Origin of the sequence: Desulfonatronum thiodismutans, from assembly GCF_000717475.1 — a bacterium.
Taxonomy (GTDB): Bacteria; Desulfobacterota; Desulfovibrionia; order Desulfovibrionales; family Desulfonatronaceae; genus Desulfonatronum; species Desulfonatronum thiodismutans.
This window is the reverse complement of record NZ_JPIK01000028.1, coordinates 50118-70056: the sequence shown is the minus strand read 5'-3', so window position 1 is coordinate 70056 and position 19939 is coordinate 50118. Positions and strand designations below refer to the sequence as shown.

The window sequence follows — 19939 nt, the reverse complement described above, 5'->3', positions numbered from 1 at the left end:
AATCTTCCCTTCAAATAAAGTTGACGTGGTATTTCAGGCAAGTCGCTAATTTCTATTTCCCGCGTGCTGAGCCTGGATGGCGGTGATGGCCACGGTATTGACGATGTCCGGCACGGTGCAGCCGCGGGAGAGGTCGTTGACCGGTTTGTTCAGACCCTGGAGAACCGGGCCGATGGCGATGGCGTTGGCGGCTCGCTGCACGGCCTTGTAGGTGTTATTGCCGGTGTTCAGGTCCGGGAAGATGAACACCGTGGCCCGTCCGGCCACCTTTGAGTCGGGCATTTTGGTCATGGCTACGTCCGGATCGTAGGCCGCGTCGTACTGGATTGGTCCTTCGATGAGCAGTTCCGGAGACATCTCTTTGGCGATGGCCGTGGCTTCCCGGACCTTTTCCACTTCCTGGCCCGAACCGGATTCGCCGGTGGAGTAGGAGAGCATGGCAATTCTGGGGTCAACACCAAATTGGACGGCGGTGTCCGCGGAGGCTAGAGCGATTTCCGCCAGCTGTTGGGCCGAGGGGTTGGGGTTCACGGCGCAGTCGCCGAAGACCAGCACCCGGTCGGACATGCACATGAAAAAGACCGAGGAGACCAGGGAGATGCCCGGCCTGGTCTTAATGAACTGCAAGGCCGGACGGATGGTCTGCTGGGTGGTGGTGATGGAGCCGGAAACCATCCCGTCGGCATGTCCTTTTTGAACCATCATGGTCCCGAAATAGGTGGCCTCGGCCATGGTGTCGTGGGCCACTTCCTCGGTCATGCCTTTGGTTTTGCGCAGCTCGTAGTAGGCTTTCCAGTATTCCTCGAAATATTCCGACGTGCCCGGGTCAATGAACGTGGCCTTGTCCAGGGACAGCCCCATCTGAGCGGCCTTGGCCCGAATGGCGTCCGGTTGGCCGAGGATGGTCAGATCAGCGATGCCGCGGCGCAGCAGAATGTCCGCGGCCTGGAGAATGCGGGTGGACGCGCCTTCGGGCAGCACGATGTGTCGGCGTTCGGCCTTGGCTTTCTCGATCAGGCTGTACTCGAACATCACCGGTGTGACCTTGGTGGATTTTTTTGTCTCCAGGCGCTGGAAAAGTTCCGCGGTGTCCACGTGCTCCTCGAAAGATCCCAGGGCCGTGGCGATCTTCTTCTGGTCCTCGGGCTCGATGCGACCGTACATTTCCATCAGGGTCCTGGTGATCTTGTAGGTATGGCCCTTGGCCGAAAGAATGGGCATGGGCACGCCGGTCCAGCCGTCCAGGAGCTTCATTACGGAATCCGGAGGCTTGATGCCGCCGGTGAGCACGATTCCCGCAACCTCGGGATAGGTCTGGGATTGCCGGGTGGCGATGCAGCCCAGGAGGATGTCCGACCGGTCGCCGGGGGTGATGACCATGGAGTTCTTGGAAACGTACTGCAGAAAGTTGTTCACCTGCATGGCGGCCACCACGTAGTCGTCCACCTGAACGTCCAGCAGATCTCCGCCGGCGATCACTTCGGCGTCCAGCCATTTGCGGATGTCGTTGATGGTCGGCTTGCCCAGGGAGGGCACCTCGGGGATGGCATAAGCCAGGCATTCCTCGTGGTCCCGGTATTTGCAGCGCAGACCACCGATGATTTCGTCCTTGTCCAGGCTCTCGGCCCGATTGACGATGGTGGCCAGGACGTCCAGACCCTTTTCGGAAAACGTGTCGATGGCGATCTGGGTCTGGGCCACGATTTGTCTCGGGGTCTTGTTTTGGCCGTTGGCCACCAGGATCACCGGAGAGCCGAGGTTGGCGGCGATCTCCGCGTTGATGTCGAACTCAAAGGCCGAATCACCGCCGATAAAGTCCGAGCCTTCGCAAAGGATGAAGTCGTAACGGGTTTCCAGGGCCTTGTACTTGGCCAGGATGTTCTCCATCAGCAAGGCGTGTTCGCCTTGATTGATCAGGTCCCGGGCCTGTTCCAGGGTGTAGGCGAAAGCGTCCTGGTAGGTTTCGTTGAGGTGGAACTGGGTCAGGATCAGGTTGGTGTCGTGATCCCGTTTGCCGTTGCCCTGGGCGCTGATGATCGGTCGAAAAAAACCCACCCGCCGGATATGGCGCATGAGCATCTGCATCAGGCCGAGACAGATGGCCGATTTGCCGCTGCGGGACTCCGTGTTGATGACGTAGAGGTTCTTGGCCATGGGCGAGGGTCCTTTGGTTTTGAGGTGGTCAGGCAGGGGCGAATCCATTCTCCCATCGAAATCGCAATCGAAATCGCAATCGCAATCGGAAAGTAACCAGAAATCGATTTCGATCACGATTTCGATTTCGATACCGATCCGAATACTCGCTGGGAAATGAGAACAAATCCACCCCTACCCGTTACAACGTTTCCGCGTACAACTCCACCACATGCTTCACGGGAATCGAATGTCCGGACTTGGACAGCATGTCCGAAATCTGGAGCATGCAGGCCGGACAGCTGGTGGCCGCAATTTTGGCGCCGGTGGCGGCGATACTTTCGGCCTTTTTACGGCCGATGACGTCGGACAGCTTGTAGTGCTTGATGTTGAAGCTGCCGCCGGATCCGCAGCAGGATGGGCCTCCGGGCAGCTCGGCAGCGGCGTATTTGCCTCCGGCGGCCAGGATCTGGCGCGGTTGGGCCGTGATCTTCAACGTATTCCGCAGGTGACAGGGGTCGTGGTAGGCCACCTTGGCCGGGCTTGCGGCCTCTTTCGGGGCGACCTTCAGGACGTCGGCAAGAAACTGGCTGACGTCCATGACCTTGTCGGCGAGGTCCTTGACCCGGACCGCGTCCATCTTGTCCCCGTAGTATTTGGGCCAAAGCTCATGAATGGTGGCCGTGCAGGTGGCGCAGGGGGTGATCAGGTAGTCCCATTTGCCTTTGGCGAACAGGTCCAGGTTTTGGCGGACCAGATTGTCGAAGACCTCGGTTTCGCCGCTGGACAGGGCCGGGATGCCGCAGCAGGCCTGATTGGGCGGCATAAACACCCCGACCTGATGGTGCTCCATGATTTTCAGCACGGCCTGGCCGACCTGGGGGAAAACCTTGTCCGTGACGCAGCCGGGGAAGAACGCCACCCGCAGCCCGGACTTGCCCGAAGGGGTATCCTTGTGGGGAGTTTGGGAATGCAGCGATTTCGAGGCCAGCTTCTTGAAATGCCGGTCCGCGATCAGCGGGGCGTTGAACCGGGCGCAGGACGTGCCGATGACACTGTCCGCATCCTTGGTGAACAGGCCCTGCAAGGACGATCCCAGGGAAAGCAGGTTGTTCATCAGTTTGGGGTTGGTCAGCAGTCGGCGGAAGATCAGTCGCTGAGTGGGCGGCAGGCCCAGGTAGCCGGTGAGAATGGCCCGGGCGCGTAGAAAGATGTCCGTGACCTTGACCCCGGAAGGACAGTTGGCCTCGCAGGTGCCGCAGAGCAGACAGCGCTGGAGTTTTTCATTGACCTCTTCCGGGTCCTTGAGGATTTCCTCGGACAGACCGGAGAGCAAAGCCAATTTGCCGCGAGTGACGTCGGTCTCCCGGCCGGTTTGGGCGAAGACCGGGCACTGGGCCTGGCACATGCCGCAGCGCATGCAGCCGGTGAGCAGGTCGTCCAGCTCCTTAAGCATGGATACGAGTTTTTTGATGTCGGCCATGATGTCCTCCGGTTAGGCGAGCAGGGGGCCGAGGATTTTGCCCGGATTGAGGATGTTGTTGGGGTCGAGCACGCTCTTCATCCTGCGGGAGTAGTTGATGGCCCCCACGCCGTATTCGTTCTTCAAATACTTGGATTTGGCCAGTCCGATGCCGTGCTCGCCGGACAGGGTGCCGCCCAGGGCCAAAGCCTCCTCGAAGATGGCGTCGATGGCCGCTTCCACTCTGTGCCATTCCTTCTGGTCGCGCTTGTCCGTGAGGATGGTCGGGTGCAGGTTGCCGTCCCCGGCGTGGCCAAAGGTACCGATGGTCAGGTCGTATTTCTTGGCGATTCTGTCCAGGGCCTGCATCATGGCCGGGATTTTGGAGCGGGGGACCGTGGCGTCTTCCAGGACCGTGGTCGGTTTGACCCGGGCCAGAGCCGGCAGGGCGTCGCGGCGGGCTTGCCAGACCGCGTTGCGCTCGGCGTCGTCCTTGGCCACGCGCACGCTGATGGCCTTGTTCTCCTTGCAGATGGACTCCACCTTGGCCGCGTCGTCTTCCACCTGGGCCGGGTGGCCGTCCACTTCGATGAGCAGCATGGCCGCGGCGTCCACGGGCAGGCCGGCCTTGCGGAAGTTCTCCACCGTGCGGATGGTGAAGTTGTCCATGAACTCCAGGGTGGCCGGGACGATCTTGTTGGCGATGATCGCGGCCACGGCCCGGGACGCGTCCATCACGTCCGGGAACACGGCCATCATGGCTTTGTAGGCTGCCGGCGGCGGGACCAGCTTGAGGATGAGCTTTTCGAAGACGCCCAGGGTACCTTCAGAGGCGACCATCAACCCGGCCAGGTTGTACCCGGTGACGCACTTCACGGTCTTGCCGCCGGAGCGGATCAGTTCGCCGTTGACGTCGAAAAAATCCACGCCCATGACGTAGTCCTTGGTCACGCCGTACTTCAGGGCGCGCAGGCCTCCGGCGTTCTCGGCCACGTTGCCGCCCAGGGTGGACACGGCCTGGGAGCCGGGATCAGGCGGGTAAAGCAGGCCCTTGGCGGCCACCTGAGCCGCGAATTTGGCCGTGACCGCGCCGGGCTGGACAACGGCGTAGAGGTCCTCCTCATTAATCTCCAAAACCTTGTCCAAAGCCGTGGTCAGACAGACCACGCCGCCGGGGTGGGGAATGGTTCCGCCGGACAGGTTGGTCCCGGCACCGCGCACGGTGAGCTTCAGGCCGTTCTCGTTGCACAGCTTGACCACCTGACCCAGACTTTCAGAATTCTCCGGGCGGACCACGATGGCTGGTTGGGTCTGATCCAGGACCGCGGAATCGTAAGAATAGGCGTGCAATTCGGCAGGCTCGGTCATCACGTTGTCCTTGCCGACGATTCGCTGGAATTCGTTTTTCAAGGCATCTCTGATCATTGCAAATCTCCTTTGCGTGGGGTTCAAGTTTCAATGCGCACTGCTTACGGAAAGTGTTCAGGCGTGAGCCGTGCCCATCAAGCCTTGAGCCGACCTTGGCGAAAGATCCCCGGGCGGATGTTGGTCCGCCCGGGGAGGGAAGCAGGTTTAGAAGAGGTTGGCAGGCAGGATGTTCAGCAGCAGGATGACCATCAGACCCACGACCACTCCGTAGAGCAGGAAGGGCCAGAAGGTCTTGCGCAGGATGGCGCCTTCCTGTCCGGACAGACCGACCACGGCGCACACGGCCACGATGTTGTGGATGCAGACCATGTTGCCCATGCCGCCGCCCACGGCCTGGGCCGCGACGATGATCTGGCGGGGCAGGTCAAGCTGGGTGGCCATGCCCCACTGGAACTCGGCGAAGAGCAGGTTGGACACCGTGTTCGAGCCGGTGATGAAGGCCCCCAGGCCGCCGACGAAGGAGGCGAACATCGGCCAGCCCTGGCCCACCAGTTCGGACAACGCACTGGCCATGGCCAGAGGCATGGAGGGGTAGGCGTTGGGGTTCAGGGCCAGATCGCCGATGCCGGACCCGCGGAAGATGGAGACCAGACCCACGGCGAAGAACAAGGCGATGGCCGGGTTTTTCATCTTCTTGATGGAATCTACCCAGGCGGTCTTGACCTTGTCGCCGGGCATGCCGTGAATGAAGATGGTCAGGATGGCCACGAGCATGAACGGAATGGTGCCGGGCAGATAGAGGTAGGCAATGGAGCCGCTGACGGATTCATAGCCCAGGATCCCGGTCCAGGCGATACTTTTGGAGGAGAGCCAGGCCTTGAGTCCCAGCTCGTTGATCCGGGTGAGCACCAGGATGATGCCGATGAGTACGTAGGGCATCCAGGCCTTGAACTGGCTCATCCGGGCCTCGAACTTGCAGCCTTCCGCCGCGGTGCTGACCGAGCCGGTCCATTCGGGATCCCAGTTCTTCTGTGAACCGAAGGTCCAGGTGTCCTTGGGCACGGCGATGCCGCGCTTGGCGCCCCAGACCACCACGCCCAGGCCGACCAGTCCGCCGATCAGGGATGGGAATTCCGGACCCAGGAACCAGGCGAAGATCAGGTAGGGGACGGTGAAAGCCACGGCGGCGAAGACGCAGAATTTCCAGGCGCCGAAGCCTTCGGACCAGGAGCGGTTCGGGCCGAAAAAGCGAGAGATGAAGCCGAGCATGAAGATGGGCAGGATGAAGATCATCGGCAGGTGCATCAGGGTGGCCCACTGGCCGATGAGCATGCCGAAGGATTCATAGCTGGTGAAGTTCACGCCCACGGCCCCGCTGGCCACGGCGTCGCCCACCAGGTCGCGCAGGAAGGTCAGGCCGATGATGACCGGCGTGCCCACCGCGCCGAAGGTGACGGGGAAGGAGTTGAAGACCAGGCAGATGACCGCGGCGGCCAGGGGCGGGAAGCCCAGGGCCAGGAGCAGCGGAGCGGCCAGGGCCGCGGGGGTTCCGAAGCCCGCCGCGCCCTCGATGAAGGCCGCGAACAGGTAGCCGATGATGATGGCCTGCACGCGCATGTCCGGAGAAATGCTCTGCATGCCGCACTGGATGGTTTCCATGCCGCCGGAGTCGCGCAGGGTATGCAGAATGAGAATTGCACCGAAGACGATGATCAAAATGCCGATGGCCGTGATCACGCCCTGAATGGACAACGCGGCGACGTAGCCGACCGGAAGGCTCCAGACGGCGACGCCGGCCACGGCCGTGACCAGCCAGGCCAACGGCATGGCCTTGGTGGCCGGCCAGCGAAAGCCGACCATCAGCACCAGGGCCAGGGCAATGGGTAACGCGGCGATAAGTGCCAGGACTCCAACGGACATGTTCAACTCCTCCTTGAAAAAAGTTAATCCAACAACTGGGGCTGCAAGCCTTCCACCAAGTATAACGGCCTTCAGCCCGTCTTTTAGCCCGAAACGTAGTGACGAATCGAGCCCGGACCGGCCTCAGCCGAAGAAAACCGCGAACGTTCGCAGTCCTCTTATCAAAAAGCGTGCCTGAATTGTGTCGCTGATCGGCGAAGAAAGAATGAGTAAAACGAGATGGTTCACGAACAACATGCCCCTCGCGGGCCGGGTTTCAGTCCGGAAAAAAAGACGTTCGATACCGACATGAGGAAGGAGCCCTGTTGAATCCGTATGCCGTGTTCTGATTGTATTCCGTGTTCCTCGTCGGATTTACTCCTGATTGCCATTGTTACTCGAAAGCCGTGCCTTGGACAAGTCGCCCGTCATGATTCGTCTTAGGATTTCGGGGTGTCCGAAAAAGAGGATGCGTCTGAAAAATCGGAAAGCCGCTCGTCAAGAAGCGAGGGCGTCCTGACAGCTTTCGTAATTTCTGAATTGCGGAATATCGGCAAACTTGTTAATATAGTAAAAAAGAAGGAGGAGAAGGATGCATGAAACACTTGTCGTCTCGAAGCGCGGCCAGGTCACCTTGCCGGCGGTTCTGCGAAAACGCATGGGTATTGTGGCCGGGGGCGTGCTGATCGCTGAAGAGAGGCAGGGAAATATTATTCTTCGCCCTGCCGCGGTCATGGAGATAGACACTTACACGGAAAACGATATATCTCAGTGGATTGCGGAAGATCACCTCGAAGTGGCGGATCGTAAGGCTCTCCTCGAAAGGTTTCGAGACAGAGCGTGAATCGGCTTTTTCTGGACGCGAATGTTCTGTTCACCGCAGCGCACAATCCAGCGGGAAAGGCATCCTTGTTGTTTGATATCGCCGAAAGAGGTTACTGGACTATCATTACCTCCAACCAGGGTGTGGCGGAGGCGCGGCACAACCTCCGACGTAAATCCCCCGATTCCCTGCCTCGGCTGGAGATGCTGCTTAAAGACGTCATGATCGTGCCCACGGTGATTGGTCAGGCATGCAACCTAACGCTGCCGACCAAAGACGTCCCCATTTACCTGGCGGCTTTGCACGCGAAGTCCTCTCACCTGCTGACCGGAGACATTCGCCATTTCGGCCCGTATATGAACAACCCCGCACGGACCAAAGGTGTTGTCATCTGCACGGTCGCTTCGTATCTGGAACAAATCCTGAAGTAAGGGCGTTATAGCCAGTCGTTTGAAAAACAAGAACGCCGGGTCCATTTTCATGGCCCCGGCGTTCTTGTTTGTGAAGCGCCTCAAAAAATCAGGGAGGCGATTGTTTGAGAGGCGTTACGCTCCCCGCCCGGAGTCGCAGGGTTCGATGTTCGTGTCCGGGGTGGCGTGTTCGGCGGTGTCCGTGAGCACGCATGCAGGGAGCGGGGCGATGTCGGTTTCGCTGTAGGGGTTGGCCTCGGCCATCAGGTTCAGGATCCGCCAACGCTCGTTGACCTCCTGTTCCACGGCTTCACGCAGCTTCTTGGCGTCAACGGGGTTGGACTTGGCCAGGGCCGCGAAGCGGTTTTCGGTCAGCAGGAAGTCCTGGATGGTGCCGTCCGGGGCCTTGGAGTCGATGACCAGCGGGTTTTCGCCGCGCAGGGCCCGACGGGGGTCGTAGCGGAACAAGGGCCAGTAGCCGGATTCCACGGCCTTCTGAGTCTGCTCCTGGGTCTTGCCCATGCCTTTCTTCAGCCCTTGGTTGATGCAGGGGGCGTAGGCGATGATGATCGACGGTCCCTTGTAGCTCTCGGCCTCGGTCAGGGCCTTGAGGAACTGGTTCTTGTTCGCGCCCATGCCCACGGCGGCGACATACACGTAGCCGTAGGTCATCAGCATCCGGGCCAGATCCTTCTTGCGAATCTGCTTGCCGGCCGCGGCGAACTTGGCGATGGCCCCGGTGGGCGTGGCCTTGGAGGACTGGCCACCGGTGTTGGAGTAGACCTCGGTGTCCATGACCAGGATGTTGATGTCCTCGCCCGAGGCCAGAACGTGGTCCAGGCCGCCGAAGCCGATGTCGTAAGCCCAACCGTCGCCGCCGAAGGACCAGACGGACTTCTTGGTGAACAGGTCGGCGCAGGCCTTGATTTCGGCCAGTTTCGGATCATTGTTGTCGGCCAGCAGGGCCTTGAGCTTGTCGCCGACGGCCCGTGACGCGTCGGGGTCGTCCTTGCCGGCCAGCCAGGAACGCATGGTCGAAGCCAGTTCGCCGTCAACGCCGTTGTTCAGGGAGGCTTCCATCAACTGGGCCAGCCGGTCCCGGCGCTGGCGGATGCCCAGGCCGATGCCAAAGCCGAATTCCGCGCAGTCCTCGAACAGGGAGTTGCCCCAGACCGGCCCGTGGCCGTCCTTGTTCACGGTGTACGGCGTGGAGGGTGCCGAGGCGCCCCAGATGGAGGAGCAGCCCGTGGCGTTGGCGATGACCATCCGCTCGCCGAAGAGCTGGGTCATGACCTTGACGTACGGGGTTTCGCCGCAGCCCGAGCAGGCTCCGGAGAATTCCATCAGGGACTTCTGGAACTGGCTGCCCTTGACCGAAGTCCGGCTCATGATGGTGTCCTTGAAGGGCACGGTCACGGCGAAGTCGTAGTTGGGGACCTGAGCCGGGGTCTGGGTGGCCAGGTACTTCATGACCAGGGCCTTTTCCTTGGACGGACAGATGTCCGCGCAGTTGCCGCAGCCCATGCAGTCCAGGGTGTCCACCTGGAGACGGTATTTCATGCCCTTGAGTTCCTTGCCCTTGGCCTCGACCACGTCGAAGGAGGCGGGGGCTCCGGCCAGCTCGTCGTCCTTGGCCAGGACCGGCAGCAGGGCGGAGTGCGGGCAGACAAAGGCGCATTGGTTGCACTGGATGCAGTTCTCGGCGATCCATTCCGGAACCATGATCGCCACGCCGCGCTTCTCATACTGAGACGTGCCGGTGGGGAAAACACCGTCCGGGGTGAAGCAGGAGACGGGCAGCTTGTCGCCCTGCTGGGCCAGCATGGGCCGCATCACCTTGGTCACGAATTCCGGTTCCTGCCTGGCGGTTTGGGCCTGACCCGAGGCGTCGGCCCAGGAAGCCGGGTAGTCCACGGGCTGCAGGGCTTCGGTGGCCTTGTCCACGGCGGCGGTGTTCATGTTTACGATCTTGTCGCCCTTGGCGCCGTAGGCCTTTTTGATGGAGTCCTTGAGCATGGCCACGGCCTGTTCAAAGGGCACCACCTCGGCCAGCTTAAAGAAGGCGGTCTGCATGATCATGTTGATCCGCCCGCCAAGGCCTACTTCCTGGGCGATCTTCACCGCGTCGATGGTGTAGAACTTCATCTTCTTGGCGGCGATGTCCCGCTTCAGGGAGGCAGGAAGGTGGGTTTCCAGCTCGTTCAGAGACCAGGGCGCATTGAGCACGAAGGTTCCGCCGGGTTTGGCCCCTTCCAGCAGGTCGTACTGGGTGACGTAGGCCGGGTTGTGGCAGGCCACGTAGTCGGCCTGGGTGATCAGGTAGGTGGACTGGATGGGCGACTTGCCGAAGCGCAGGTGGGAGATGGTGATCCCGCCGGACTTCTTGGAGTCGTAGGAGAAGTAGGCCTGAACAAACATGTCCGTGGCGTCGCCGATGATTTTGATGGCCTGCTTGTTCGCGCCCACGGTGCCGTCCGCGCCGAGGCCCCAGAATTTGCACTGGATGGTTCCGGCCGGGGTGACGTCGGGAAAGGACGGGTCCAGAGGCAGGGACGTATTGGTGACGTCGTCCTCGATGCCCACCACGAAGTGATTCTTGGGGGCGCCTTGGGCCATGTTCTGGTAGACCGCCGCGGCCATGGCCGGGCTGAATTCCTTGGAACCCAGGCCGTAGCGGCCGGCCAGGAACTTCACGCCGGTCAGTCCGCGCTCCAGGGCCGCGGTGCAGACATCCAGGTACAGCGGGTCGCCCAGGGCGCCGGGCTCCTTGGTGCGGTCCAGGACGGTCACGGTCCTGGCCGTGGCCGGGAGGACGTCGAACAGGGCGTCCGGGGCAAAGGGGCGGTACAGGCGGACCTTGATCATGCCGACCTTCTCACCTTTGGCCTGGAGATGGTTGATCACCTCTTCGACGGTTTCACAGCCGCTGCCCATGGCGATGATTACCCGATCCGCATCCGGCGCGCCGACATAGTCGAAGAGCTTGTAGCTCCGGCCAGTCAGCTTTCCGACCTTTTCCATGTAGGCGGAAACAATGGCCGGAACCTTCTGGTAATAGGGATTGGCGGCTTCCCGGCCCTGGAAATAAATGTCCGGGTTCTGGGCCGTGCCGCGGATGTGCGGATGCTCGGGGTTCATGGCCCGGGTCCGGAACTTGGCCAGGGCCTCGGTGTTCACCAGGGCGCGCATGGACTCGTAGTCCTCAACCTCGATCTTTTGGATTTCATGGGAGGTCCGGAATCCGTCAAAGTAATGCATGAACGGGACCGTGGACTCAATGGCGGACAGGTGGGCCACCAGGGCCATGTCGTGGGCTTCCTGGACGGAATTGGAGGCCAGCATGGCGAAGCCGGTCTGCCGGGCGGCGTAGATGTCCTGGTGGTCGCCGAAAATGGACAGGGCGTGGGCAGCCACGGCCCGGGCCGAGACGTGAAATACGCCGGGGAGCAGTTCACCGGAAATCTTGAACATGTTCGGAATCATCAACAACAGGCCCTGGGACGCGGTGAACGTTGAGGTCAACGCGCCGGCGGCCAGGGAACCGTGCACCGCGCCGGCGGCCCCGGCCTCGGATTGCATCTCGCGAATGGAAAGCACCTGTCCCCAGGCGTTCTTGCGACCCGCGGCCGCCCAGTCGTCACAGACCTCGCCCATGGTCGAGGACGGGGTGATGGGGTAAATGGCCGCAACCTCGCTCATGGCGTAGGCTACGTAGGAAGTGGCGGTATTGCCGTCGACGCTCATCATTTTTTTAGCCATGAAACAACCTCCGTGAAATGGGTAGCATTAAGAAGGGACCAGTGCCGGGTCCAGATTTTCGTTTGCCTGGCCCTACCAAAAAGCGTGCCGAAGACGTGATGTGTCACGCAGTGCATCACTTTGGAAAAAAAGATGCAGGCGATTTCAGGTGAAAGGAAGAAAGGGCGAGGTGTACGTCTGAAAAAAAGGACGTGGCGGACTCTGTCCAAAAAGGAACAAAAGCAAGACCTCATCTTAGACGGTTCAAAACAAAATAGCCAGTCCGGAATATCGCATTGTCCGAAAATCCGGACGAGATTGGGGAGCGGTATCGGCGTTTCCGTCTGTTTCCGAGGTATCGGAATACTTTACAAGGAGGTGTTCGATGTTTCAATAGCTATGGTTCGTAACTATTGATCGAACTTGATTTTTTGTATCTACTCAGCTTATTCGAAATACAAGTGTCCTGGATACGCTCCGTTTGGGGAGAACGTGTGAGATCAATGCGATATGCGATTGGAACAGTTCATCGCTTATTCGTTTTTTTTCGAAAAACGAGCTTCGTCAAAGATAATGAAGAAATTATTCTTTTTTATCGGCATCTATGATGAGAAAGCAATATGTCATATTCTCCCCAAAGCACGTCATTTCGTGTAAATGTCTGGTGAAGTCTCATGCCTTCCGTAGGACCTCCAACGTCAGGATAAACACAAGTGCCGGGAGAAATCATGTCCACTGAACGTTCGCAATCTTTGGATCAGATCCTGGATGAACTGGAGCAAGCACGGTCCCGCATAGCGGAACTCGAAGACCGGCTCGCTGAATGTTTTCCTGGACGGAGCGCTTCACTTTCCCCGTTTGAGCCCATCTTCACCAATGCTCCCAATCCGATGCTTTTGGTGGACAAGGATGCGCGCGTGTTCGGCCTGAACAAGGCGTTCGTTCGGATGGTGGATGGCGATGAAGAAGTTCTTGTCGGACGTATTCTCGGAGACGTGCTGGATTGCGAGGGCATCGTCAGGGGCCGGGAATGCGGCCAGGCCCGTCCTTGTCCCGCTTGCCCGCTGCGTGACGCCCTGAACCGGGCCGTGCGCGACGGGAAGCCGGTCCATGACGTTCCAGCGCGGCTGCGGGTTTCCGGAAGGCCCGCTTTCCCGGTTTACGACTTTCTGGTCTCGGTCATCCCCATGCCGTTCGGTTCCGAGGACAGATTCCTCCTTTCCCTGCTCGACGTCACCGAACAACTCGGTACGCTGGAGAGACTGCGTAAAAGCGAGGAAGACTATCGGCTGCTGGTGGACACCCAGAGCGATTTGGTGGTGAAGGTGGACCTTGAGGGCCGCTTTCTCTTCGTCAGTTCCAGCTATTGCGACCTGTTCGGCAAGACCAGGGACGAGTTGATGGGGAAAAAGTTCATGCCCCTGGTCCATGAGGAAGACCGGGATCCCACGGCCAGGGCCATGGAATCCCTCTTCGTTCCACCGCATACGACGTATCTCGAGCAGCGGGCCATGACCCGGAACGGATGGCGATGGCTGGCCTGGTCGGACAAGGCGGTGCTGGACGAATCCGGAAACGTGGCGGCCGTGGTGGGAGTGGGCCGGGACATCACCAAGGCCAAGGAGGCCGAGCAGGCCTTGCGGGAAAGCGAGAAGCGGTCTCGTGGCCAACGCGCGGCCATTGCCGAACTCGCTTTGGATCCCGTGATCGCCTCCGGCGATCTGAACAGCGCCCTGGACCGGCTGACTGAAGTGTCAGCGACGGCCACACAGGTCGTCCGGGCCGGTATCTGGCTCTTTTCCGAAGACGGGTCTCGCCTGGAATGCCTTTCTCTGTACGACTCCCTTTCCGGCGCCCATGTTCGAAACGAGGCCGTCCTTACCGCCGAAGATTTTCCGGTCTACTTCGATACCCTTCGCTCGGACCGTCGCATTCATGTCGAAGACGTCCTGACGGATTCCCGCACCAAAGGCTTGGGTGAAAAATACTTAATCCCTATGGGTATCTCTTCGTTGCTGGACGCCGGGATCGTGGTCAAGGGGGAGCTGGCGGGCGTCGTGAGCCTGGAGCATGTCGGCGAAAAGCGAAAATGGCATTCCGACGAAGAAGCCTTCGCGAGTACCATGGCGGCCATGGCCGGTCAGGTGCTGGTCAACGCCGAACGCAGGCGCGTCGAGGACGCTTTGCTCATGAACCAGTTTGCCATGGACCGGGCCATGGACGGCATTTTTTGGGTGGATGACCGGGGTGGCCTGTTCTACGTCAATGACGCCGCGTGCGCCTCCCTGGGGTATACACGGGACGAGCTGTTGCGAATGACGGTTTTTGACATTGACCCGAACTTCCAGGCAGAGGGCTTTGAACAACACAAGGAAGCCATGATAAGCACCGGGGCGATGCGTCTGGAGTCCCGCCACCGGGCCAGGGACGGCCGTGTTTTTCCCGTGGAGGTATCCACCAACTACTTTGAACGTAAAGGCCGTTTCATGGCCTGCGCCTTTGTCCGGGACATCAGCGAGCGGAAACAGGCCGAAGAGCGATTACGAAGCCTGGTTGATGAACAAGATATCCTATTGAACTACATCGACGCGCATGTCTGGTATTTGAAAGATCCGGAAACCTACGGAGCGGTAAATACCGCCCATGCCCGGTTTTTCGGCAAGGCCAAAAGCATGCTTGAAAACCGGCCCTTACGGGAAGTGTTGTTCTCGGACGAGGAAGTCCGGTTCTGCCTCGTCGGCAACAGACAGGTTTTTGAGGAGCGCCGCCGGATCAAAACGGAGGAGTTGCTGCGTGACGGCGAAGGAACGCCGCGCCTTCTGGAGGTGACCAGAACTCCCAAACTGAGCGACGACGGGAGCGTGGAGTATGTGGTCTGCTTTGCCCACGACGTCACCGAGTCCAAGAAAATGCGGGAGATGATGGTCGAGACGGAGAAGATGATTTCCATGGGGGGGATTGCCGCGGGTATTGCCCACGAGATCAACAATCCGCTGGGCATCGTGCTGCAGGCCGCCCAGAACCTGGCCCAGCGTACCAGATCTGATTTTCCCAAAAACATCCAGGCAGCGGAGGCCATCGGTCTGGACCTTGAATTACTGACCGAATACATGCGTCGTCGCAAGCTGGACGTCTTCATCGAGGACATCCAATCCGCGGCCATGCGGGCCGCGGTGATCATCCGGCATATGCTCGACTTTACGCGCCGCAGCGAATCCAAGCGCGCCGTGTGCGATCCGGGGCGAATCGTGAAAAATGCACTGGCCCTGGCGCAAAGCGACTATGACCTGAAAAAAGAATATGATTTCAGAAAAATCGCCATCGAACTGAGCGTTGACGACAACCTGCCGCCTTTCAACTGTACGGAAACGGAAATCGAGCAGGTTGTCCTGAATTTGCTGCGCAATGCGGCCCAGGCCATGGCGGGAGCCGTGCCTCCGGTGCTGGACCCGCGCATAAAAGTCCGCGTCCTGGCTTTGCCCGACGGCGTGCGTATCGAGGTGGAGGATAACGGACCCGGTATTCCCGCCGAGGTTCAGGCCAGAATCTTCGAACCTTTTTTCACGACCAAGGCTCCGGGGCAGGGCACGGGACTGGGCCTCTCGGTCTCGTATTTCATCATCACCCAAAGCCATAAAGGCAAAATGCGGTTGAAATCAAAGCCCAACGCAGGGGCCTGTTTCATTATCGATTTACCCTCGGCGAACAAGGAGACGATCTCGTGAACAGGACACTGCCTCGCTTGTGCATCGTAGAGGATGAAGAACGGATCAGGGCTCAGCTTCTCTTGTTTCTGGACGATTATGATGAGTTCCGGGTCACCGCGGTGGAGTCCGGTGAGAAAGCACTGGAAATGCTTCGACGCGACCCAGCCGACGTCTGCATCGTGGATCTGCGTCTGCCGGGCATGAACGGGGCGACCTTCATCCGGTCCGCCTTGAAGACCGGCCTGTGCCGTCGATGCCTTGTGCACACCGGAACGGCGGATCGCGTGCTTCTGGATGAACTGAGAAGCGTGGGCGTTTCGGACCGGGACGTGTTTCTCAAGCCCACGAAAATGAATCGAATTTTGGCGCGCATACGCGATTTGTTGTCGGGGGAAAATGACTGATGGCCATTTTGATCATTGACGATGAGGACGGACTGCGCCGGGCGCTGAGCGCCTATTTGGAAGACATGGACTACGAGACCCTCTCGGCGGAAAACGGCCTGCAAGGGCTTGAGACGCTCCGGCGCGAGGGTCGACGCCTCGAAGCCGTGGTCGTGGATCTGAACATGCCGGTCATGGACGGATATGCCTTTATCCGGCATGCCGTGGAAGAGGTTCCGGAACTCCCGTTGGTCGTGCTTTCCGGTGTCGGGGTGGTGGAAGACGCCTTGCGGGCCATGCGTCTCGGCGCCTGGGACTTCATCACCAAGCCGGTGCACAGGATGGAGGTTCTGGAGCACACCTTGCGCAAGGTGCTGGAGCGGGCGCGCTTGATCAGGGAGAACAGGGAGTACAAGGAAAACCTGGAGGCCTTGGTTCGCGAACGAACCGCCGAGCTGGAGAAAACCCGCCGTCAGGTGATGCAGCGGCTCAGTCGCGCCGCGGAATACAAGGACAACGAAACCGGGAACCATGTCGTTCGTGTCGGCGAAATCAGCGCCTTGCTGGCCCGGGCCATGGGCTTGTCCGAGCAGGATTGCGAGCAACTCCGGGACTGCGCTCCGCTCCACGACGTGGGGAAGATCGGAATTCCGGATCACATCCTGCTCAAGCCCGGAAAGCTGACCGATGAGGAAATGGAGATCATGCAGCGGCATTGCCATTACGGCTGCGAAATTCTCGGCCCGTTGACCGGGGGGCAATCCGCGATTGAAATTTGCGCCGACCCGGAGTCGGTCATGTTCGGCGGGGACAACGAACTGTTGCGGCTGGCCCGCGTTCTGGCCATGTTTCACCATGAACGATGGGATGGATCGGGATATCCGTTTGGGCGCAAGGGCGGGGACATTCCGCTCCAGGCCCGGATCGTGTCCGTTGTGGACGTTTTTGATGCATTGACCAGCGAACGTCCCTACAAACCCGCCCTGCCCGAGGAAGACTGCCTTGAAATTATCCGCGCCGGAGCGGGGACCCAGTTCGATCCCGAGGTGGTTGACGCGTTTTTCACGGTCCTGGAAGAAATCAGGAGGATTCGGGCCATGTGGAAGGATTGAGAATGGATGGATCGAAGACCGTATTCATCTTCACCCTTGGAACGCACGGGTAATAAAAGAACAGCCGCTTTTGCGGCTTTTTTTGCGAGCATCACGCTGAAAAATTCAGAATATATCAGATAAAGTTAATTTTATGGAGTTTGCTTGCAAATAGTATCGTTGAAAAAATTTCTGATTTTCTTGCTCCGGGCTTCATTTTTAGCATAGCACAGGAACTTTTCGTATAAAAAACGAGAGAGACACCATGGAACGCGTGGTCGGGGAGCGACTGAGGTTCTTTCGTCTGCTGAACAACATGAATCGAGAGCAACTGGCCATGCGTCTGGGCGTGACGGCGCAGCACGTCGGGTTGATCGAGAGAGGCCGCGGATATCCCTCCGTTGATCTGTTGGTCAAGGCGGCGGAAGCCCTGGGGACGGAGGTGGCCAACTTTTTTCTGTCGCCGGAAAACGGATCAGGTGCCATGGAGATCGACACGGAGGACGGGTCGACAGCCTTGTCCATGGGCCGGGCCGAAGTTCAGCTTGTCGCCGGGATCGGCACATGGGACTTCAACTTCGGGACGGGACGGGAAACGTGGTCCGAGACCTTGCGCCGCTTACTCGGCTTTCCGGGCCGTAAAACAACACTGCGCGAAGTATTCCTGAAGTGCCTCGCGCCGGAGTACGTCCAGCGTTTCAAGGCGTTTTTGACCAAGGTTCTCGAACATGGCCGACCACATCCGTTCTCCTGCGTGGTGATCAACGAGAATGGAACCGAGCGGCGGCTTCTGATCCATGCCGAGCAGATCGCGGACGGGTGTCACGGCATGGACCGGGCTCGACTGATCATTCAGGACGTCACCGACTGGGTACGTTATCGCGACCTGTTGCTCCGCGACCTGAACCGGCTTGAGGTCGCGGTTTGGGAGCGGGACCACGACCTGCGCCAGGCCGCGGAAGAGGCCGGAAACGCCCGAGCGTTGCGCAAGGCGGCCCAGCGGGAACTGGAGTTGAAGGACGAGCAGATTGATCGCCTCGTCCAGGCGGCCCCGGCAATCCTGTATTCCTTTGTTCCAGGTGTCGGGGGAACCGAGGTCTGGTCGCCGCATACGCAGCACATCTTCGGCTACACCGCGGGGGAACTGATGAGCGACCCCATGCTTTGGAACCGCTCCATCCACCCCGAAGACGCCGCCAAGGCCGACGCGGCCATTGAGTCCGCCATGCAGGGACATCCCATCGACCTGGAATATCGGATACAGGCCAAGGATGGAACGTGGCGCTGGCTGCGCGATCAGGCCAGGTTGCTCAGGGATGCGTCGGGCTCCCCCGTACTCATCGGCATGGCCATGGACATCAGCAAGCACAAGCGGATGGAGGAGGCGCTGCGAACGAGCGAGGAACGTTACCGACTGGTCTCCGAGGCGTCGGACTATGCCTTCTCCCTGCACGTCGATCAGGAGCGCCGTCTGACCATCGAGTGGGCCTCCGATTCTCATGAGCGTGTCACCGGCTATACGGCTTTGGACCTGGAAGCCTCTGGCGGAGTGTCGAGGCTGGTTTACCCCGAGGATATGCCCATCGTCTCGCGGGGGGTGGAACAGCTACTGGCTGGTGAAAAGTCCCTGGTCGAATTCCGCATCCTCCGCAAAGATGGTGATGTCCGCTGGCTGCAAGCCATCGCATCCCCGCTCCCTGACCCTCTGTCAGGTCGTGTGACGCGCATCCACGGCTTGGCCCGTGACGTGACCGAGAGGAAACTTCTGGAAGACGCTCTGCTCCAGCAAAGAGAGGAGCGTTTCCGTGCCTTGTTCGACAACTCTTCGGAGGGCATTTTCCTGCATGACCTGGAAGGTCATATTCTGGAAGCCAACCAAGCCGTCCTGGACATATTCGGTTACACCCTTGATGAATTGCGACGCTTGCATCCCACGCAGCTCGTTCATCCCGAGGAAGTGCGTCATGTCACCATGCTGTTTCAGGAAATCCTGCTTCACAAGACCACCACCGCGGTTCACCGTTGCCTGCGCAAAGACGGCTCGGAATTTTTCGCTCAGGTCCGCGCCAAGCTTATCGGCGAAAATATGATCCAAGGCGTGATGCGCGACGTCAGTGTTGAACACGGGAAGGAAAAGGAGCTGATCCAAGCCAAGGAGGCGGCTGAAGCCCTGAGCAGGGCCAAGTCCGAATTTCTGGGCAACATGAGCCACGAACTGCGCACCCCGCTGAACGGGATCATCGGCATGATGCAAGTTTTGAAGTCCACGCATCTGGACGAACAGCAACAACGCCTTCTCTCAATGGCGCTCAAGTCCTCCGACCGGCTGAACCGGCTGCTCACCGATCTGCTTGATCTGTCCAGGCTCGAAATGGAGGCCGAGACAGTCAGCGAGGAGGTCTTTTCACCTTCGGAACTGTGCGCGTTCTTGACCGATTTGTTTGGCCCCGCGGCCCAGGAAAAAAGGCTTGCCCTGGAATGCGTCGTTGACCCGTCGACTCCTTCCTTTCTCCTGGGTGATCCGATGCGAATCCGCCAAATCCTCTTCCAGTTGACGGGCAACGCGCTGAAATTCACGGACAAAGGAGGCGTCCGGATTGGCCTGACCCGGTTGCCTTCACCAAGGCTGGGAGCGTGTCGCGTCCTTTTTTCAGTCGCCGATACCGGCATCGGTATTCCCGTGGAAAAGTTGAGCGTACTTTTCAAACCCTTCACCCAGGCGGATGGTTCTCTGGCCCGGCCTTATGAGGGCGCGGGGTTGGGGCTGGCCATTGTCAAGCGTCTGGTGAATCTGATGAAGGGGGTAATTTCCGTGGACGAAACACCCGGCGGCGGGACCACGATCCACATCGCCCTTCCGCTGGGTTTGCCGGACAGGGACGATGCGTGATTTTTCCCAGAGGACCTGAAACGTTTGGATTCGCA

The 19939-nt window shown here is 59.6% G+C and carries 11 protein-coding genes; 6 read left to right on the top strand and 5 right to left on the bottom strand.

What is annotated here, in order from left to right; all coding sequences use genetic code 11:
* Positions 1-45: 45 nt before the first annotated feature.
* The 4 genes from pta to GY33_RS0118520 form a co-directional block, all read right to left on the bottom strand.
* The gene (pta, locus tag GY33_RS0118535; protein ID WP_031388757.1) at positions 46-2154 is read right to left on the bottom strand and encodes a phosphate acetyltransferase; all 2109 of its coding nucleotides are present in this window, start codon (positions 2152-2154) and stop codon (positions 46-48) included.
* A gap of 181 nt (positions 2155-2335) precedes the next feature.
* Complete coding sequence (locus GY33_RS0118530) at positions 2336-3616, bottom strand: (Fe-S)-binding protein (protein ID WP_031388756.1); 1281 nt, start codon at positions 3614-3616, stop codon at positions 2336-2338.
* A gap of 12 nt (positions 3617-3628) precedes the next feature.
* Positions 3629-5020, bottom strand: coding sequence for an FAD-binding oxidoreductase (locus GY33_RS0118525; protein WP_031388755.1), 1392 nt, complete (start codon positions 5018-5020; stop codon positions 3629-3631).
* 147 nt (positions 5021-5167) lie between these two features.
* Positions 5168-6883, bottom strand: a complete 1716-nt coding sequence (locus tag GY33_RS0118520; RefSeq protein WP_031388754.1) for an L-lactate permease — start codon at positions 6881-6883, stop codon at positions 5168-5170.
* Between the two features lie 571 nt (positions 6884-7454).
* On the opposite strand from GY33_RS0118520, the gene GY33_RS19455 reads away from it, so the two are divergent.
* Both GY33_RS19455 and GY33_RS0118510 read left to right on the top strand, forming a co-directional pair.
* Entirely contained in the window at positions 7455-7706 is a 252-nt protein-coding gene (locus tag GY33_RS19455) for an AbrB/MazE/SpoVT family DNA-binding domain-containing protein (protein WP_035272698.1), read from the top strand.
* Positions 7703-8116 carry a hypothetical protein gene (locus tag GY33_RS0118510; protein ID WP_035272695.1) on the top strand — a complete coding sequence of 138 codons (414 nt, stop codon included), beginning with the start codon at positions 7703-7705 and terminating at the stop codon, positions 8114-8116. The genes GY33_RS19455 and GY33_RS0118510 overlap by 4 nt, the downstream gene beginning before the upstream one ends.
* Positions 8117-8230: 114 nt before the next feature.
* Here GY33_RS0118510 and nifJ read toward each other — a convergent pair whose 3' ends face one another.
* Complete coding sequence (nifJ, locus tag GY33_RS0118505; protein ID WP_031388752.1) at positions 8231-11854, bottom strand: pyruvate:ferredoxin (flavodoxin) oxidoreductase; 3624 nt, start codon at positions 11852-11854, stop codon at positions 8231-8233.
* A gap of 707 nt (positions 11855-12561) precedes the next feature.
* Here nifJ and GY33_RS20160 point away from each other — a divergent pair.
* The 4 genes from GY33_RS20160 to GY33_RS20155 all read left to right on the top strand — a co-directional run bounded on the left by GY33_RS20160 (position 12562) and on the right by GY33_RS20155 (position 19904).
* Entirely contained in the window at positions 12562-15558 is a 2997-nt protein-coding gene (locus GY33_RS20160; protein ID WP_152555262.1) for a PAS domain S-box protein, read from the top strand.
* A complete protein-coding gene (locus tag GY33_RS0118495; protein WP_031388750.1) occupies positions 15555-15944 on the top strand; it encodes a response regulator in 390 nt (129 codons plus the stop codon). Before GY33_RS20160 ends, GY33_RS0118495 begins: the two co-directional genes overlap by 4 nt.
* Entirely contained in the window at positions 15944-17035 is a 1092-nt protein-coding gene (locus GY33_RS0118490; RefSeq protein ID WP_031388749.1) for an HD domain-containing phosphohydrolase, read from the top strand. The genes GY33_RS0118495 and GY33_RS0118490 overlap by 1 nt, the downstream gene beginning before the upstream one ends.
* Positions 17036-17279: 244 nt before the next feature.
* On the top strand, positions 17280-19904 hold the full coding sequence (locus tag GY33_RS20155; RefSeq protein WP_031388748.1) for a PAS domain S-box protein: 2625 nt from the start codon (positions 17280-17282) through the stop codon (positions 19902-19904).
* The last annotated feature ends 35 nt before the right edge of the window (positions 19905-19939 follow it).

Excerpts from the sequence above, each read along its gene's own strand:
- nifJ (WP_031388752.1), bottom strand. The coding sequence starts at position 11,854 with ATGGCTAAAAAAATGATGAGCGTCGACGGCAATACCGCCACTTCCTAC.
- GY33_RS20160 (WP_152555262.1), top strand. The coding sequence starts at position 12,562 with ATGTCCACTGAACGTTCGCAATCTTTGGATCAGATCCTGGATGAACTG.
- GY33_RS0118490 (WP_031388749.1), top strand. The coding sequence starts at position 15,944 with ATGGCCATTTTGATCATTGACGATGAGGACGGACTGCGCCGGGCGCTG.
- GY33_RS19455 (WP_035272698.1), top strand. The coding sequence starts at position 7,455 with ATGCATGAAACACTTGTCGTCTCGAAGCGCGGCCAGGTCACCTTGCCG.
- pta (WP_031388757.1), bottom strand. The coding sequence starts at position 2,154 with ATGGCCAAGAACCTCTACGTCATCAACACGGAGTCCCGCAGCGGCAAA.
- GY33_RS0118525 (WP_031388755.1), bottom strand. The coding sequence starts at position 5,020 with ATGATCAGAGATGCCTTGAAAAACGAATTCCAGCGAATCGTCGGCAAG.
- GY33_RS20155 (WP_031388748.1), top strand. The coding sequence starts at position 17,280 with ATGGAACGCGTGGTCGGGGAGCGACTGAGGTTCTTTCGTCTGCTGAAC.
- GY33_RS0118520 (WP_031388754.1), bottom strand. The coding sequence starts at position 6,883 with ATGTCCGTTGGAGTCCTGGCACTTATCGCCGCGTTACCCATTGCCCTG.
- GY33_RS0118530 (WP_031388756.1), bottom strand. The coding sequence starts at position 3,616 with ATGGCCGACATCAAAAAACTCGTATCCATGCTTAAGGAGCTGGACGAC.